The organism is Amycolatopsis sp. cmx-11-32, from assembly GCF_047608695.1.
Classification (GTDB): domain Bacteria; phylum Actinomycetota; class Actinomycetes; order Mycobacteriales; family Pseudonocardiaceae; genus Amycolatopsis.
The window spans coordinates 541187-558513 of record NZ_JADNQN010000002.1; the positions used below are offsets into that span (position 1 = coordinate 541187).

Below are 17327 nucleotides of genomic sequence, written 5' to 3' on the forward strand. Positions count from 1 at the left end.
ACGAGGGTGTTGTGGGTCACAGCGGCGGGCACGGATCGTCATCGCGCAAGCGGGGCGCTACGCCCATCGGGGCTCACCGCCCGCTGGTCGGGGCGCGGGTGAAACCCCTACTTTCGGCGGCCCCACACTCGGGAGTCCTAGCATTTTCCCTGATCAGGCACTCTTTCTCAGCAACAAATCAGCATCCGCCACTGACCAAAACGGCGTCCGGCATGCCAGGATGTGCGCACGAACCGTCAACGCCGATGGTGACCCAGCGCTTCAGATCCGACGTGCTGGTCCCCGCCGGCGCAGTCACTGTGGCCGCCACAAGTGGCCGCCAGAGGCGCCGACATCAAGGAGAGCAGCTCATGCCGTCCGAACACTGGACGCACCCGGAACCTGGAGATGGTCCCGCCGCCGTATCGGCGCAACCGTCCCCTGAACAGGTGATCGCCGGTTTGCGAGCAACGAGTGAAGGTGGCGCTGAGCTGACTCAGCTGCTCACCCCCGAAGGCGAACGGATCCCCTCGCCGCGATTCGACCGGTATGTCGACGACATCGACTCCGAAGCCCTTCGCGGCCTCTATCGCGACATGGTTTTGGTCCGCCGCGCGGACCGCGAGGCCAACGCGATGCAGCGCCAGGGCCAGCTCGGCATCTGGGTCCCGCTGCTCGGCCAGGAGGCCGCGCAGATCGGCTCCGGTCGCGCGTTGCGGAAGGGGGACATGGCGTTTCCCAGCTATCGCGAACACGGCGTCGCGTACGCCCGCGGTGTCGACCTCAAAGAGGTGCTCGGCATCTTCCGCTGCACCGACCACGGCGGCTGGGACTACCAGGCCCACGGCTTCCACCCGTACACCATCGTGATCGGCAACCAGGTGCTCAACGCCGCCGGTTACGCGATGGGCCAGAAGTTCGAGGGCAAGGTCGGCGACGACGACGGCGAGGCCACCATCTGTTACTTCGGTGACGGAGCGACTTCGCAGGGCGACGTGCACGAGGGCTTCGTCTGGGCCGCCGTCTACGACGCACCGCTCGTGTTCTTCTGCCAGAACAACCAGTGGGCGATCTCGGAACCCACCGAACGCCAGTCACGCCTGCCGCTGTACCAGCGCGCCCGCGGCTACGGCTTCCCCGGCATCCGCGTGGACGGCAACGACGTCCTCGCCTGCCTCGCGGTCTCCCGCTGGGCGCTGGAGGAGTGCCGCCACGGCAACGGCCCGGTGCTGATCGAGGCGTTCACCTACCGGATGGACGCGCACACCACCACCGACGACCCCACCCGCTACCGGCTCTCCGACGAGCTGGAGGAGTGGAAGCTGAAGGACCCGATCGAGCGTGTCCGGGCGTACCTCGCCCGCGGTGGCGGCGCCGACCAGGCGTTCTTCGACCAGGTGCAGGCCGATTCGGACGCCTTCGCGGCCGAGCTGCGCGAGTACTGCTTCAACATGCCCGAACCGCCTCCCGAGCGGATCTTCTCCAACGTCTACACGGAATCCACGCCACTGCTGGACGCGCAGCGTGAAGAGTTCCTGTCCTATATGGACGGTTTCGTCGAGGCGGGTGAGCACTGAGATGAGCGACCTCCAGAAACTCACCATCGGCAAGGCGATCAACCTCGGCCTCCGGCGTGCCATGGAAGCCGACCCCAAGGTCCTGATCATGGGTGAGGACGTCGGCAAGCTCGGCGGCGTCTTCCGCATCACCGACGGCCTGCAGAAGGACTTCGGCGAGCAGCGCGTGCTGGACACGCCGCTCGCCGAGTCGGGCATCATCGGCACCGCGGTCGGCCTGGCCGTCCGCGGCTTCCGCCCGGTGTGCGAGATCCAGTTCGAAGGCTTCATCTTCCCCGGCTTCGACCAGATCGTGAGCCAGGTGGCGAAGCTGCACTACCGGACGCAGGGCAAGGTCAGGATGCCCATCGTGATCCGGGTGCCGTTCGGCGGCGGCATCGGCGCGGTCGAGCACCACTCGGAGTCGCCGGAATCGCTGTTCTCGCACGTCCCCGGCCTCAAGGTCGTCTCGTGCTCGAACGCCGTCGACGCCTACTTCATGATCCAGCAGGCCATCAAGTCCGACGACCCGATCCTGTTCTTCGAGCCGAAGAAGCTGTACCACTCCGGCGCGATGAAGGCCGAAGTCGACACGGAAGGCACGCCGGACGCGCTGTTCAAATCCCGCGTCGTCCGCGAAGGCACCACGGCCACCGTCGTCGCGTACGGCCCTTCGGTGAAGGTCGCGCTTGACGCGGCCGCCGCCGCCGAGGACGAGGGCAAGTCCCTCGAGGTCATCGACCTGCGGACGCTGTCCCCGCTGGACCTGGACCCGGTGTTCGAGTCGGTGCGCAAGACCGGACGACTCATCGCGCTGAGCGAGGCGCCGTCGGAGACGTCGCTGACTTCGGAGATCGCCGCGCGCGTGCAGCAGGAATGCTTCTACTCGCTCGAAGCCCCCGTGCTCCGGGTGACCGGATTCGACACGCCGTACCCGCCCGCCAAGCTCGAGGAGCACTACCTCCCCGACCTGGACCGGGTGCTGCACACCGTCGACCGCTCACTCGCCTGGTAAGGGGGAATTTCCTGAAATGCCCGAGTACAAACACTTTCCCCTCGCCGACACGGCCGAGGGGCTGACCGAAGCCGACATCATCGCCTGGCAGGTCAAACCGGGTGACACCGTGACGGTGAACCAGATCGTGGTCGAGGTCGAGACCGCGAAGGCCGCCGTCGAACTGCCCATCCCGTGGGCGGGTGTGGTCACCGAACTGCTCGTCGAACCGGGTCAGACGGTGGAGGTCGGCGCGCCGATCCTCACCATCGACGTCGACCCCGGTGGCAAGGCGGCTCCTTCCGCCCCGGCACCCGCCGCCGCGAAGGAAGAGGAACCGGCCGAGGAGGAGATGAAGCCGCTGGTCGGCTACGGCTCCAAGGCCGTCGTCACGCAGCGCCGGGCACGGAAGGGCGCGGCACCCGTCGCTCCCGCCCCTGCCCCAGCCGCTGCTGTGGCCGTCGCCCCTTCGAAGCCGAAGGGCGGGTACGTGCCGCTGGCGAAGCCGCCGGTGCGCAAACTCGCCAAGGACCTCGGCGTCGACCTGCACGCGCTCACCGGCACCGCGAACGCCGGTGTCATCACCCGTGACGACGTGCACGCCGCCGCCAACGGTTCCGCCGCGCCCACCGCCACACCCTCCGTTGTGGACAGTGGCTACGACCCCGCGACCCGCGAACGCCGGGTGCCGATCAAGGGTGTCCGCAAGGCCACCGCGGCCGCGATGGTGCGGAGCGCCTACACCGCCCCGCACGTCACGGAGTTCCTCACCATCGACGTCACGCCGATGATGGAGTTCCGGGAGAAGCTCAAGAAGTCGCGTGAGTTCGCCGGGGTCAAGGTCACCCCGCTGACCTTCGCGGCGAAGGCCGTGTGCCTGGCGGCCAAGCGCACTCCGGACATCAACGCGGTGTGGGACGAAGCGGCGCAAGAGATCGTCTTCAAGGACTACGTGCACCTCGGGATCGCCGCGGCCACCCCGCGCGGACTCGTCGTGCCGAAGGTCCGTGACGCGGATTCTCTCTCACTGAAGGACCTCGCGGCCGCGATCTCCGAGCTGACCGATGTCGCCCGTCAAGGCAAGACCACACCGGCGGCGATGCTCCACGGCACCTTCACGATCAGCAACATCGGCGTCTTCGGCATCGACACCGGTACCCCGATCATCAACCCTGGCGAGTCCGCCATCCTCGCGCTCGGTGCGATCAAGGACACCCCATGGGTGGTCGACGGAGAGATCAAGGTGCGCAAGGTCCTCCAGCTTTCGCTGAGCTTCGACCACCGCGTGGTCGACGGGCAGCAGGGTTCGGAGTTCCTGGCCGACGTCGGCGCGCTGCTGGCCGACCCCGCGGTTGCGATCACTTACTGACCCAAGTATGTGAAGGCCCCTTGCTTGCGCCAAGCGCAAGCAAGGGGCCTTCACATACTTCTGGGCCCTTGCGCCGCTTAATCACTTGACGGAGTGAGCGCTCACTCCGCAGACTGGAAGCATGACAGAAACCACCTCACGGCGAAGAGCGCCGGGGATGAGTGCCGACGAGAGGCGCCGGATGATCGTCCAGTCCGTGCTGCCCCTGCTGGTGGAGCACGGCGCCGGCGTCACGTCGGCCCAGATCGCCCGCGCCGCCGGCATCGGCGAGGGCACGGTCTTCCGCGTGTTCAAGGACAAGGACGAACTCTTCGCCACCTGCTTCGCCGAAGCACTGAAACCCGACCAGGTGCTCGACGCGATCGCGGTCATCGACCTCGATCAACCCCTCGACGAGAGGCTCATCGAAGCGGCAGACGCACTCAGCGCGCACCTCCAGCGGATGGCTGCGCTGATGGCCGCCATGCACGGCACCGGCGGGCGACCCGAACACCGCCACGGCCCCGACGGCCGGGGGGACCGCCGGAAGGAATCGATGAGCGCGATGCGCGACGCCATGGTCGAACTGTTCGAACCGGAGAAGGACCGGCTCCGCCTGCCCGCGGCGCAATCCGCGGCGCTCTTCCTGTCACTGCTGTTCAGCGGCCGGATCCGGTTCGGCGAGACCGGTGACGAACCCACCACGATGGAACTCGTCGACGTGTTCCTCAACGGCACCTTGGGGACCGTGTGATCGGCCCGCCCGGCGGGGGCGGGATGGAGATGCTGCTGGCGCGGGGTGGCAGGCGACGCCGCCCGCCGTCGACGGTGCCCGACAGCGGGCTGACCGGTCCGGTCGACATCCCGGAGCCCGCACCCGAAGCCGGCCCGAAAGACCTGAAGTCCCGGCTCGGCCGCATGTGGGTCAACGTCTCGGGCACGTTCCGCGGCCTGCCCAAGGTCACGAAGCTGACCTGGCAGGCGAGCCCGTTCCTGACCATCATGATCACCTTGGTGACGCTGCTTTCCGGGCTGCTGCCCACGGCGACCGCGTACATCGCGAAGCTGCTGATCGATTCGGTGGTCGCGGCGATCCAGGGGCACGGGACCAAGAGCGCGATCGTCGGCGTCGCGCTGTTCCAGTTCGGTGTCCTCGTGCTCACCGCGCTCTCGCAGGCGCTGACCACCTATGGCCAGACCCTGCTGCAGGAACGGATGACGCTGACCATCCGCCACCAGGTGATGGACCACGCGAGCAAGCTGCATCTGTCGTACTTCGAGGGCTCCGCGTCCTACGACATGTTGCGTCAGGCCGCGCAGGAGGCACCGACCCGGCCGCTTTCGATGATGAACTCGGCGCTGGGCCTTGTCCGGACGGCGATCACGTTCGGCAGCATGGTCGCGCTGCTCGTCTCGATCAGCCCGCTGCTGGCGCTCGTCGCGCTCGTGGCGCCGATCCCCGCGTTCATCTCGCAGTCGAAGTACGGTGCCCGCGCGTTCTGGCTGACGCTGATGATGTCCCCGCTGAAACGGCGCATGGACTATCTGTCCTCTTTGGTCACCACGGACACCTATGCCAAGGAAACCAAGCTCTTCGGTCTCGGCCCGTACTTCGTCGACCGGTTCCAGCGGCTCGGCCAGGTCTCCTACGACCGCCAGCGGAAACTGACCCGCAAGCGCAGTGTCAGTTCGACGTCATGGGGTCTGCTGAGCACCGCCGCCGGATCCGCGATCGCGCTGTACATCGCACTGGAGGCCGTCGGCGGCAGGCTCACTCTCGGCGATCTAGCGCTGTACACGGCCGCCGCCGCTTCGGTGCAGACGTCGGTCCAGGGCCTGTTCACCGCGTTTTCCGGAATGTACGAGAACAATCTCTACCTCGACACGCTGTATCGCTTCCTCGGCACGAAACCGGAGATCGTCGCGCCGCCGGAACCCCGCGCCCTTCCATCCACTGTGGAAGGACACATCGAGTTCGAGGAAGTGTCCTTCACCTACCCCGGCGCACCAGAACCCGCGCTCGACGGCGTGAGCTTCGAGATCCGGCCTGGCGAAACGGTCGCCGTCGTCGGCCGCAACGGCGCCGGGAAGTCGACGCTGTTCAAACTGCTGTGCCGGCTGTACGACCCGACGGGCGGCCGGATCCTGCTCGACAGTGTCGACATCCGCGAATACGACCCGGTGGAACTGCGGAAACGGGTCAGCGCGATGTTCCAGGACTACGTGACCTACCAGGGCACCGCGTCCGAGAACATCGGACTCGGCGATCTGACGCACCTCGTCGACCGCGAGCGCATCGAGAAGTCCGCCAAACGAGCCGGGGCCGACGAGCGGATCGAGCGCCTGCCCAGCGGGTACGACAGTCCGCTCGGCCGCTGGTTCGACCAGGGTGTCAGCCTTTCCGGCGGCGAGTGGCAGAAGATCGCGCTGGCGAGGGCGTTCCTGCGGGAAGCGCCGATCCTGATCCTCGACGAACCGACGTCCGCCCTGGACGCCCAGGCGGAGCATGATCTCTTCTCGCGACTGAGGGAGCTTTCGGAGGGACGCACGACGCTGTACATCTCGCACCGGTTCTCCACCGTCCGGCAGGCGGAGCGGATTCTGTTGCTCGAGCACGGAAAGGTCGCCGAATACGGCACGCACGACGAGCTGATGGCGGCGAAGGCGGGCTATGCCGACCTGTTCACCTTGCAGGCCGCCGCCTATCTCGACGAGGCCGTCAGCTGACCTTCGACCGGATCGGGGTCGAGGGCGAAACTCACGCCCTCGACCTTGCTCCGGCGAAGTAAAAAGCACCAGCCCATACTCTCCTTTGAAAGTGGGGGCGACGATGGGCGACTTCGTATCGCGAGAAGGTGAAGCCCGCCCGCCAGTCGGTGAACTCGCCGAACAGGAGCCGTCCTGCGAACCGCGTCACCGGCCCCCGGAAGATAACCCCTTCACAGCTCACGGCGACTCGCTGCTTGCGCAGGCTCACCACGAGCAGCACGACACCGCCCAGACCGGCGACGACGGTGAGTTCAGCGTCCGCTTGCCGCCGCCGCGGTCATCCCACCGAGTACACGAGGGTCTCCATGCCTCAGCCAAGTCCACCCGACCGACCACCGTATCGGGGGTTGGGAGCAAAACGGGCAAGCCGTACGTTGTCCAAGTATGGCTGTCGCGTTCCTGCTCTATGTCGTCGCCGAGATCGCCGCCGTGTGGGCGGTGGGCTCGGCTGTTGGCGTGCTCGGCACGATCGCCCTGCTCTTCGCCGGTGCGTTCGTCGGATCCTGGCTCGCACGCCGCGAAGGCGGGCGCGCCTTCCGGGCGTTCGCCGAGTCCGCGCGCCTCGGCCGACCGGCCGACGCGGAGAAGGAACTCACCGACGGGATGCTGATCGCCCTCGGCGGTCTGCTGATCCTGCTGCCCGGTTTCGTGAGCGACGTCTTCGGACTGCTGCTCATCCTGCCGCCGACGCGGAGTGTCGCGCGCAAGGTCTGGCAGAAGCGGATGCAGCGCCGGGCGGTCAAGTACGCCAACCACGCGCGTGGACCGGTGATGGTGGTGGACAGCGAGGTCGTCATGGACACGCCTCCCGCCGAAGCCGCCAAGAAGCAACCGCCGGTGATCGAAGGCCGCATCGTCGAGGGCTGAGTCCCCTCAGCTTCGCCACTACGCTGCTAGCGGCGAAGCTGGGCTGAAGGGGACTTTCCCCGCATCCCAAGCCACGAAAGCGTCCTTCACCGCATCGCATGCGGTGAAGGGCCCCTTCAGGTCCCGTTCGGCTTCGGGATGTCGAAATAGCCGCTGAACCGGACGGCAGGCGCGTACTCGCCCTTCACCTTCACCTTGCCGGTCACGAACATCGCCGCCACGGCCGCGTTGCCGGTGGCCATCCGGATGAAGTCGTCGACGGACAGCGTGATGGTGGTGTCCGGCGAGCGCGCGAGATCAATGCTGGAAACGCAGACACCGTCTTCGATGACCGTTTGAAAACGATCGAAACCGTCTTCTCCGTCACCTTCGGTAAAACGCCATGCGACGACGAACTCGACATGCCGCGCGCGTTCGGGAACGAAATGGTCCGACATTCTGCGGAAAATCTCGTCGAGGAACGCCGAACGCAGTTCCGGGTGATCGGAGATCGCCTTGAGCTGCTCCCGTGACGCCCGCTGAACGATGTCGACCAGCACCTCGGTCTCCAGTGAGCTCAACTCGATACCCGCGCCGGCTTCGCCCAGCATATGCAGGGTTTCCAGCACCTGCACGAACTGCTCGGGGCTCAGTTTGGCGAGCTCCAGCTTCTCCGCGAAGGCGTTGACGACGTGCTCACCGCCGGTGCGCGTCTTGTGCAGCCGTAACGGGCGGGAAAAGCGCACCTTGTCCCGCCTGCGCCGGTTCGGAGAATTTCGGGGCACGGCACGGAAGTGTATCTGCTCGGCCGGGCTCAGGAAGGCTTCGGAAGGTCGAAGAAACCGATCAGGCCGGCCGCGAAGGCCAGGTCACCTTTTACTTTGATCTTTCCGGTGACGAATAGCACAGCGGGTGTCGCCTGATGGGTGATGAGCCGGAAGAAATCGACGGGCGCGATCGTGATCGTCACCCTCGGCTTCTCCTTCATGTCCCGGCCGACCGTGCACTCACCGTGGGAAATCACCGTCTCGTAGCGGTCGTACCCGCCTTCGCCGATGCCGCCGGAAAGCCGCCAGTGGACGACGGCGTGCAGGGTCTTCGCCCGGTCCTGCCGGATGTGGGCACCCATGCGGTCGAAGATCTCCCGCAGCACGCGTTCCCGGAGCGGCCGCTCGGCGACGACGCTCTCCAGTTGCGTGCGCGAGGCGCGGGCGACGAGGTTCGCGAACCGGGCAGGGTCGACCTTGCGGAGGTCGAACGCGGGCGCGGACTCCGCGAGCCGCCCGAGCGCGGCCAGCAGCCGCCGGACGTCGTCCTTGCCGAGATCCTTCGGGTCGATGGCACCCGCGACCTCGTTGACGTCGAGAGCGTGCGCCTCGGCCGAATCCGGCTCGATCCGGTCCAGCGCGTCGACCAGCGCGCGGCCGGTCAGCCCCACGATCTCGGTCATCTTTCCCTCCAGCTCCACCTACCAAGACGTAAGGCTACCCGCCAGTAGGTAGGTGGGCAAGCGTGCCGAAATCACCCTTGCCGGAGGTAGCCCGGTAGCGTCTCACGCGAACTAAGGGGAGGTCCTGAGTGTCCGAGGAAGTACCGCGTCCCGCCGAACGCGCCAAAAGGCTGCCGAGAGCGGTGCGGGAACGCCAGATCCTGGACGCAGCGGTCTCGGTGTTCTCGCGCTACGGCTATCACTCCGCGTCGATGGACGAGATCTCCGAGGTCGCCGGCGTGTCCAAGCCGATGATCTACACCTACCTCGGGTCCAAGGAAGACCTTTTCGGCGCGTGCATCCGCCGCGAGGCCACTCGCCTGCTCGAGGCGGTGCAGGACGGCATCAAGCCCGATCTGCCACCCGACATGCAGCTTTGGCACGGGCTTCGCGCGTTCTACCGGTTCGTCGCCGACTACCGCGAGTCCTGGACGGTGCTGCACCGCCAGGCCATGACCGTCGGCGGCGCCTTCGCCGCGGAGATCACCGCCATGCGCACCCGCGCGATCGAACTGGTCGCCGCGCTGGTCGTCTCCGCCGGCACCCGCAAGGGCCTCGGCGAGCAGGCCGAGTTCTCCGGCGCCGGGCTGTCCGCCGCGCTGGTCGGGGCGGCCGAGTCGCTGGCCGACTGGGCGCTCGACCACCCCGATGTCTCCGACGGCGTACTCGCCTCGTGGCTGATGAACCTCGTCTGGCTCGGGTTCAACGACCTCGTCGAGGGCGATGTCTGGAAGCCGTCAGAGAGCGACGACTGATCCCTCCAAGTGCGGCTTCGGCTTGCGCGCGTTCCAGAGTTCGAAGGCCCAGCCACCGCCTTCACTCCAGGTGGTGAGCGCCGCCTTCGCAGGCAACAGCACCGGCTGCTTGAACTTGACGTCGACCGTGAACGCCTCCGGCAGCCTGCCTTCGAACGCCGCCAGCGCGTGCGCCTTGGTCCACATGCCGTGCGCGATGGCCGACGGGAATCCGAACGCCTTCGCGGTGATCGGGTGCAGGTGGATCGGGTTGCGGTCGCCGGAGACCTCGGCGTAGCGGCGTCCGATGTCGCCGGGCACCTGCCAGATCGCGTTGGGCGACGGCTGTGAGAGCTGGCCGCGCGAGGTCTTCTCGCCGCTGCCGCCACCACGGCGCAGGTAGGTGCTGACGTCCGTCCATACAGGACTGTCGCCGACGAGCAACTCGCTGATCACGTCGAACTGCTTGCCCTTCTCGTGCGGCCGCAGATCTTCGGCGCGCACACGCAGGGTGAACGACTCTTCGAGCCGCAGCGGGCGGTGCTGGGTGATCCGGTTCTCGACGTGCACCATGCCCAGCAACGGGAACGGGAAGTCGGGCTCGGTCATCAGCGCCATCTGCAGCGGGAACGCCAGGATGTGCGGATACGTCGCGGGCAGGACGTCGTCCAGCCGGAAACCGCACACCTGGTTGTACGCGGCGAGGTGCGCCGGGTCGACGACGACGCCCTGGCGGACGAACTCGGTCCCCGGCAGCGTGCTCCCGCCGCTCTTGCGCAGCGAACCGAGCAACGCCTTGGGGTACAGCGAAGACAGGCTCGGCGAATCGCGAAGTTCCTTGACCGCCATGATCACGCCCCCAGCAGTGCCTGGCCGCAGACGCGGACCACGTTGCCGTTGACCGCGGCCGACGCCGGGTTCGCGTACCAGGCGATGGCCTCGGCGACGTCGACCGGGAGCCCGCCCTGGCCGAGGCTGGACAGCCGGCGCCCCGCCTCGCGGATGAACAGCGGCACCGCGGCGGTCATCTTGGTCTCGATGAAGCCCGGCGCGACGGCGTTGATCGTGCCGCCGTACTCCGCGAGCTTCGGCGCGCCGACATTCACCATGCCGATGACGCCCGCCTTGCTGGTGGCGTAGTTGGTCTGGCCGACGTTGCCCGCGATCCCGGCGATCGAGGAGACGCCGACGATCCGGCCGTTCTCGTGGAGCACCTTGCCGGACAGGAGCTTCTCGTTCACCGCGAGCTGCGACGCGAGGTTGACCGCGATGACCGAGTCCCAGCCGCCTTCGGTCATGTTGCCCAGCGTCTTGTCGCGCGTGATGCCGGCGTTGTGCACGACGATGTCGACGCCGCCGTGCCGGGTGGTCAGGTACTCGGCCAGCTTCTCCGGCGCGTCGGCGGCGGTGATGTCCAGCTGCAGCGCCGAGCCGCGGACCTTGTTGGCCACCTTGGACAGGTCCGCGCCCTGCGCGGGGATGTCGAGTGCGACGACGTGGGCGCCGTCGCGGCCCAGTACCTCGGCGATGGCGGTACCGATACCGCGAGAAGCACCGGTGACCAGCGCGACCTTGCCCTCCAAGGGCTTGGCCCAGTCGGCCGGGGCCGACGCGGTCTTGGTCTCCGTGCCGACGCGGATGACTTGGGCGTCGACGAAGGCGGACTTAGACGACAGCAGGAATCGGAGCGTGGACTCGGTGGCCTCTTCGGCCCCTTCGGCGACGTACACGAGCTGAGCGGTCGCGCCGCGCTTCAGTTCCTTAGCGACGGAGCGAACGAAGCCTTCGAGCGCGCGCTGGGCGATCCGCTCGTGTCCTTCGGCCAGCTCCGGCGGCGTTCCGAGGACGACGACGCGGCCCGACGAACCGACGCTGCGGATCACGGGGTGGAAGAAGGAGTAGACCTCACGAAGCTGCTTCGGGTCCTTCACGCCTGTCGCGTCGAAGACGAGCGCGGCGTGCTTGTCGGCCGCTGTCGAGATGACGTCGATGCCGGCGCGGTGCAGCTGCGCCTCGATCACCTTTGCGAGGCGGCCGCCCGGCGCGGCGCCGAGAAGTGCGGGACCTTCAAGGGCAGGCTGACCGGGCTTGTACCGGCGAAGCGTCGCGGGGTTCGGCAGGCCGAGCTTCGGCACCACGAACTTCCCCACCGGGGATTTCGTGAACTGCTGGTACCTGTCAGCCATTACGTGCCTCCCGTGCAGTTTGCATCACGTCGTATTCTAACCTACTCGCTAGTAGGTTACAGTGTGAGAGAGCCTACGGAGGAGTGGAAAAAAATGGCCACGAAAAGGACGGCACCCGTGCGCAAGGTCGCGATCATCGGCGGCAACCGGATCCCCTTCGCCCGCTCGAACGGTCCGTACGCGAAAGCGTCGAACCAGGACATGTTCACGGCCGCCCTCGACGGCCTGGTCAGCCGCTTCTCCCTGCAGGACGAGGTGATCGGCGAGGTCGCCGCCGGAGCGGTGCTCAAGCACGCCCGTGACTTCAACCTGGCCCGCGAAAGCGTGCTCGGCAGCAAGCTGAACCCCGCCACTCCGGCGTCCGACGTGCAGATGGCCTGCGGTACCGGCCTGCAGGCGATCGTCAACGTCGCCAACAAGATCGCCCTCGGCCAGATCGACTCGGCCATCGCGGGCGGCGTCGACACCACGTCCGACGCGCCGCTGGCGGTCAACGACGACCTGCGCCAGATCCTCGTGCAGCTCAACGCCGCGAAGACGCTTCCCGAACGGCTCAAGCTCGCCGCGAAGCTGCGTCCCGGCCACATCGTCCCCGAGATCCCGCGCAACTCCGAGCCGCGCACCGGCCTGTCCATGGGCGAGCACGCCGCGCTGACCGCGAAGGTCTGGGAGATCACGCGTGAGGCGCAGGACGAGCTCGCCGCGACCAGCCACCAGCGTCTCGGCGCCGCCTACGACAACGGCTTCTTCGACGACCTGGTGACCCCGTTCCTCAAGCTCGCCCGCGACCAGAACCTGCGCCCGGGCTCCAGCGTCGAGAAGCTCGCGAAGCTGAAGCCCGCGTTCGGCGGCGCCGACGGCACGATGACCGCGGGCAACTCGACGCCGCTGTCCGACGGCGCGTCGACCGTCCTGCTCGCGACCGAGCAGTGGGCGAGGGCCAGGAAGCTGCCGGTGCTGGCGTATCTGACGTTCTCGCAGACCGCGGCCGTCGACTACGTCCATGGTGACGAAGGCCTTTTGATGGCGCCCGCGTACGCCGTCCCGCGGATGCTCGACCGCGCCGGACTCACCTTGCAGGACTTCGACTTCTACGAGATCCACGAGGCCTTCGCCTCGCAGGTGCTCGCCACCCTCAAGGCGTGGGAGGACCCGGCGTTCGCCAAGGAGAAGCTCGGCCTCGACGAGCCGCTCGGCTCCATCGATCGAGCGAAGCTGAACGTCAACGGCTCGTCGCTGGCGGCCGGGCACCCGTTCGCCGCGACCGGCGGCCGTATCGTCGCCACCCTCGCGAAACTGTTGAACGAGAAGGGGTCCGGCCGCGGACTCATCTCGATCTGCGCGGCGGGCGGCCAGGGCATCACCGCGATCCTCGAAAAGTAATCCGTTCGCCTGGAGCGGATCGGCGGAAAAACCCGGTGCCTTTGTCGGTGCCGGGGTCTAGTTTGTCCGCATGTTCGCAGTTCAAGCGAAAGCGCTGGTCAAAACCTACGGGGCCACCAAGGCGCTCGACGGGGTCGATCTGTCGATCCCGACGGGCAAGGTGCTGGGCCTGCTGGGGCCGAACGGCGCCGGAAAGACGACGACGGTCCGAATCCTGACCACACTGCTTCGCCCGGATTCGGGCGAAGCGGAGGTGGCCGGGCATGACGTGCTGGCCCAGCCCGACGCCGTCCGGCGGTCGATCGGGTTGTCAGGCCAGTACGCCGCAGTGGACGAGAACCTCACCGGGTTCGAGAACCTGTACATGGTCGGCAGGTTGTACGGGAGCAAGAAAGCCGCGGCGAAGTCCAGGGCGCGCGAACTGCTCGCGCGGTTCCGGCTGGAGGACGCGGCGGACCGCCCCGCCAAGACGTACTCCGGCGGTATGCGGCGACGGCTCGACCTCGCGGGGGCGCTGGTCGCCGAGCCGACCGTGGTGATCCTCGACGAACCGACCACCGGGCTCGATCCACGCGGCCGGATCGACACCTGGGAGGTCATCAAGGAACTGGTCGCCGACGGCACCACGGTCCTGCTGACCACGCAGTACCTGGAGGAGGCCGACCAGCTCGCCGACTCGATCGTGGTGATCGACAAGGGAAAGGTCATCGCGCGCGGCACGGCCGACGAACTCAAGCAGGAGATCGGCGGCGAACGGCTGGAATTGGTCGTCGCGAACACGGGCGACCTCGCCATGACGACACAGGTGCTGACCGAAGTCGGTTCGGGGACACCGTCGGTCGACGAGCACACCCGCAAGGTCGACGTCCTGGTCGAGGGCGGGCCGAAGGCGCTGATCGAGGCGCTGCGGCGGCTGGACGCGCACGGTGTCGCCGTCTTGGACGTCGCGCTGCACCGGCCGACGCTCGACGACGTCTTCCTTTCGCTGACAGGACACGCCACGGACGAGGGGGAAAAGAAGTGAGCACGGTCGCCAAGGCCTTTTCCGACGGTGGCGTGATCACCTGGCGGAACCTGAAGAACGTCCAGCGCAACCCGGACTGGCTGATGGCGGCGACGCTGCAGCCGATCATGTTCGTGCTGCTGTTCGCGTACGTCTTCGGCGACGCGATCGGCGGGGAAGCGGGTGGGCTCGCCTACCGCGAGTTCCTGATCGCCGGCATCTTCGCGCAGACGGTCGCGTTCAACTCGGCGTTCACCGTGATCGGGTTCGCGAACGACCTGCAGAAGGGCATCATCGACAGGTTCCGTTCACTGCCGATCTCCCGCCTCGCGGTGATCTTCGGCCGGACGACGTCCGACCTGGTGATCAGCGTGGTCGCGCTGATCGTCATGTCGCTGTGCGGGCTGCTGGTCGGCTGGCGGATCCGCGGCAGCTTCCTCGACGCGGTGCTCGGCTACCTGGTGATGCTGATGTTCGCCTGGGCGCTGTCCTGGGTCGGCGCGTGGATCGGGCTCGTCGCGCGCAGTGTCGAGGTGGCGCAGAGCGCCGGGCTGATGTGGATGTTCCCGCTGAGCTTCATCTCGACGGCGTTCGTCCCGGCGGACAAGCTGCCGGGCGTGCTGAAGGCGATCGCCGACTGGAACCCGTTCACCGCGGTGATCAACTCGGCGCGTGACCTGTTCGGCAACCGCTTCGGCGCGGCACCGACGGGCTGGCCCGCCGAGAACGCGTCGCTGTACGCGATTCTGTGCTGCATCGCCATCATCGCGATCTTCGCGCCGCTGGCGACGGCCCAGTACAAGAAGGTCGCGAGCCGCTAGAAAACTTCAAGGCGGAAATGTCGAACCGCCGTCGAGCCGCTCGACGCGCTGGTGAAGGCGGGGTAGACAAGGCCCCGTCAAGACACTGAGGAGCAGCGATGCGGTTTCTGATGATGCACCGGCTGGACGAGAACGCCCCGGAAGCCTGGAACCCCAGCAAAGAGTTCGTCGAGCAGATGGGCGCCTTCATCGAGGACTCGTTCAAGAAGGGCATCCTGATCACGGCGGAGGGCGTGCACCCTTCCGAGCGGGGCGCGCGGGTCCGCAAGGGGCGCGGCGGCAAGATCACCGCGACCGACGGCCCGTTCACCGAGGCCAAGGAGGTCATCGGCGGCTTCGCGCTGATCAACGCCGAAGACCTGGCCGAGGCCGTCGCTTTCGCGGAGACCTACGCGGCCCTGTTCGACGAGATCGAGGTCGAGGTCCGGACGGTGGTCGAGGCAGAGGACATCGCCGCCTTCACCGAGTGAGCCCACGGGCCCGAGAGTGTCAGGAAGGTCCGTTCATAACAAATCCTGTTATGAACGGACCTTTCCTAACGTCCGGGGCTACTTGGTGATGGCCTTCTCGGCGCGCTTCGCGAGCTTTTCGGCGTGCTTCTCCGCCTTGGACGCGGCCCGGCGGGCACGCCAGCCGAGCGACGGCTTGCCGGCGGTGTCGGCGGCGGCCAGCAGAAGACCACCGGCGAGGCCGGCGTTCTTGATGAACTGGATCTGCTGCTGCTGGCGCTCGGCCGGCTCCTTGATCTCCCAGAACCGGTGCGTGGCCAGCGTGGTCGGGACCAGACTGCCGAGCAGCAGCAGCGAGGCCAGCCGGGGCGCCTTGCCTGCGGCGAGCGCGACACCGGCACCGACCTTCACCGCCGCGTCGATGCGGACCAGAGTGGCGGGGTCGCGCGGCACCGCTTCCGGCACCAAGCCCTCCAGCTTGTCGAAAGACCCGGTGAGGAACGGCTCCGCGGCCTTCGCGTGGCCCTGGGTGTCCCTCAGCGCGCCGATCCCGCCGGAGATGAAGATCGCGGCGAGGAGCGGACGTGCGACGCGGCGGAGAATCACGGTCGTTGCCTTTCTTGATCGAACCCGGGGAAAGCAAACCTATCCCCAGACTTCCCGTCCGAAGGGGAGCCGAACCGCGCTAACGGAGTATCTTCGAATATTTCTCTCAAGCTAGAAAGCCATAGATTCCGCTAGCGGGCCGGATACGCCCGCGGCAACTTGAAGCCGCGGTCGGCCGCGACCTCCCGCAGTCGGTCCGGATAGTCGGTGATGATGCCGTCGACACCGTCGTCGATGAGTTTGTGCATGGTGGCGGGGTCGTTGATCGTCCAGGGCACGACCTTGATCCCGGCGCGGTGCGCCTCGCGGACCAGTGCCTTCGTCGTGAACGGCCGGTAGTCGGGGTCGCCGATCTTGCCGCCCTGCGGGTTGCCGTGCACCGGCGAGAGCGCGCTCGCGCCGAACGACTTCACCGCGCGGACGGGGCTGCCACCGAAATCGTCGATGTCGAGCCCGCCGAGCCACGGCGACTTGCCCGGCTGCCCGACCTGGAGGAACTCCGGCTGGGTCAGCGCGACCGCCGGGATCCACGGCGCTACCTTGCGCAGCAGCATCAGCGAGCCCCAGTCGAAGCTCTGGATCGTGACGTTGTGCGCGAACCCGGAGAACAGGATCTCGCGCACCGCCCGGTGGACGAACCGCTCGCGCGGCGCCGTCTCCTGCGGAGCGGCGGCCTCGACCTTGGTCTCGATGTTGAACTCGATCCCCCACGCGCGGTGGTCACGGGCGAGCTGGAACAACTCGGCGAGCGTCGGCATCTTGGCGCCGGGGGACAAGGTCTGACCGGGGTGCGCGGGCTGCCGGATCGACCCGCAGTCCAGCGTGCGGACCTGCGCGAACGTCAGATCCTTCACGTACTTCCCGACGTACGGGTACGCCGGGTCGCCGGGCGTCGCGGGCGCGGTGTCGCGGCACTTCGCGGATGTCGTCTTGCGGTCGTGGGTGATCACCTCGCGACCGTCCCTGGTGATCTGGATGTCGAGTTCGAGTGTGGTCACCCCCAGCTCCATCGCCTTGCCGAACGACGCGAGTGTGCTCTCGACAGTGAGGCCGAGCCCGCCGCGATGGGCCTGGACGTCGAAGGTGCGACGCGGATGCGCGTCGGCGACCCCGGCCGTGGTCAGGGTCAGCGCAGCGGCGATGACCAGCGCGAATGTCTTCATG

17 protein-coding genes are annotated in these 17327 nt (G+C 67.4%); 11 read left to right on the forward strand and 6 right to left on the reverse strand.

The window, feature by feature from the left end:
* Window positions 1-350: 350 nt before the first annotated feature.
* The 6 genes from pdhA to ACM6LR_RS07405 all read left to right on the forward strand — a co-directional run bounded on the left by pdhA (window position 351) and on the right by ACM6LR_RS07405 (window position 7513).
* Complete coding sequence (gene pdhA, locus ACM6LR_RS07380) at window positions 351-1556, forward strand: pyruvate dehydrogenase (acetyl-transferring) E1 component subunit alpha (protein WP_414936704.1); 1206 nt, start codon at window positions 351-353, stop codon at window positions 1554-1556.
* 1 nt (window position 1557) lies between these two features.
* Entirely contained in the window at window positions 1558-2550 is a 993-nt protein-coding gene (locus ACM6LR_RS07385) for an alpha-ketoacid dehydrogenase subunit beta (protein ID WP_414936703.1), read from the forward strand.
* A gap of 16 nt (window positions 2551-2566) precedes the next feature.
* Complete coding sequence (locus ACM6LR_RS07390; RefSeq protein ID WP_414943437.1) at window positions 2567-3898, forward strand: dihydrolipoamide acetyltransferase family protein; 1332 nt, start codon at window positions 2567-2569, stop codon at window positions 3896-3898.
* Window positions 3899-4055: 157 nt separating this feature from the next.
* Window positions 4056-4631, forward strand: coding sequence for a TetR/AcrR family transcriptional regulator (locus ACM6LR_RS07395; RefSeq protein ID WP_414943530.1), 576 nt, complete (start codon window positions 4056-4058; stop codon window positions 4629-4631).
* A 23-nt stretch (window positions 4632-4654) separates the two neighbouring features.
* Window positions 4655-6604 carry an ABC transporter ATP-binding protein gene (locus tag ACM6LR_RS07400; RefSeq protein ID WP_414943531.1) on the forward strand — a complete coding sequence of 650 codons (1950 nt, stop codon included), beginning with the start codon at window positions 4655-4657 and terminating at the stop codon, window positions 6602-6604.
* 426 nt (window positions 6605-7030) lie between these two features.
* Window positions 7031-7513: an FxsA family protein gene (locus ACM6LR_RS07405; RefSeq protein ID WP_414943438.1), complete on the forward strand. Its 483-nt coding sequence runs from the start codon at window positions 7031-7033 to the stop codon at window positions 7511-7513.
* Between the two features lie 116 nt (window positions 7514-7629).
* On the opposite strand, the gene ACM6LR_RS07410 is transcribed toward ACM6LR_RS07405, so the two are convergent.
* A complete protein-coding gene (locus ACM6LR_RS07410; protein WP_414943532.1) occupies window positions 7630-8238 on the reverse strand; it encodes an SCP2 sterol-binding domain-containing protein in 609 nt (202 codons plus the stop codon).
* A gap of 68 nt (window positions 8239-8306) precedes the next feature.
* Window positions 8307-8942: an SCP2 sterol-binding domain-containing protein gene (locus ACM6LR_RS07415; protein WP_414936700.1), complete on the reverse strand. Its 636-nt coding sequence runs from the start codon at window positions 8940-8942 to the stop codon at window positions 8307-8309.
* A 128-nt stretch (window positions 8943-9070) separates the two neighbouring features.
* Here ACM6LR_RS07415 and ACM6LR_RS07420 point away from each other — a divergent pair, with 128 nt between their 5' ends.
* On the forward strand, window positions 9071-9736 hold the full coding sequence (locus ACM6LR_RS07420) for a TetR/AcrR family transcriptional regulator (RefSeq protein ID WP_414936699.1): 666 nt from the start codon (window positions 9071-9073) through the stop codon (window positions 9734-9736).
* Here ACM6LR_RS07420 and ACM6LR_RS07425 read toward each other — a convergent pair.
* Entirely contained in the window at window positions 9719-10564 is an 846-nt protein-coding gene (locus tag ACM6LR_RS07425) for a MaoC/PaaZ C-terminal domain-containing protein (RefSeq protein WP_414936698.1), read from the reverse strand. The genes ACM6LR_RS07420 and ACM6LR_RS07425 overlap by 18 nt on opposite strands.
* A gap of 2 nt (window positions 10565-10566) precedes the next feature.
* Window positions 10567-11901 (reverse strand): 3-oxoacyl-ACP reductase, encoded by a 1335-nt coding sequence (locus ACM6LR_RS07430; RefSeq protein ID WP_414943439.1) that lies wholly within the window; start codon window positions 11899-11901, stop codon window positions 10567-10569.
* A gap of 93 nt (window positions 11902-11994) precedes the next feature.
* Between ACM6LR_RS07430 and ACM6LR_RS07435 the strand changes: the two genes are divergently transcribed.
* The 4 genes from ACM6LR_RS07435 to ACM6LR_RS07450 all read left to right on the forward strand — a co-directional run bounded on the left by ACM6LR_RS07435 (window position 11995) and on the right by ACM6LR_RS07450 (window position 15578).
* A complete protein-coding gene (locus ACM6LR_RS07435) occupies window positions 11995-13284 on the forward strand; it encodes an acetyl-CoA C-acetyltransferase (RefSeq protein WP_414936696.1) in 1290 nt (429 codons plus the stop codon).
* 70 nt (window positions 13285-13354) lie between these two features.
* Complete coding sequence (locus ACM6LR_RS07440; protein ID WP_414936695.1) at window positions 13355-14308, forward strand: ATP-binding cassette domain-containing protein; 954 nt, start codon at window positions 13355-13357, stop codon at window positions 14306-14308.
* Window positions 14305-15108: an ABC transporter permease gene (locus ACM6LR_RS07445; protein WP_414936694.1), complete on the forward strand. Its 804-nt coding sequence runs from the start codon at window positions 14305-14307 to the stop codon at window positions 15106-15108. The genes ACM6LR_RS07440 and ACM6LR_RS07445 overlap by 4 nt, the downstream gene beginning before the upstream one ends.
* A gap of 98 nt (window positions 15109-15206) precedes the next feature.
* The gene (locus tag ACM6LR_RS07450) at window positions 15207-15578 is read left to right on the forward strand and encodes a YciI family protein (protein WP_414936693.1); all 372 of its coding nucleotides are present in this window, start codon (window positions 15207-15209) and stop codon (window positions 15576-15578) included.
* 78 nt (window positions 15579-15656) lie between these two features.
* Here the strand turns inward: ACM6LR_RS07450 and ACM6LR_RS07455 are convergent, their stop codons facing one another.
* The gene (locus ACM6LR_RS07455; protein ID WP_414943440.1) at window positions 15657-16163 is read right to left on the reverse strand and encodes a DoxX family membrane protein; all 507 of its coding nucleotides are present in this window, start codon (window positions 16161-16163) and stop codon (window positions 15657-15659) included.
* A 131-nt stretch (window positions 16164-16294) separates the two neighbouring features.
* Window positions 16295-17326: a glycerophosphodiester phosphodiesterase family protein gene (locus ACM6LR_RS07460; RefSeq protein WP_414943441.1), complete on the reverse strand. Its 1032-nt coding sequence runs from the start codon at window positions 17324-17326 to the stop codon at window positions 16295-16297.
* Window position 17327: the final 1 nt, after the last annotated feature.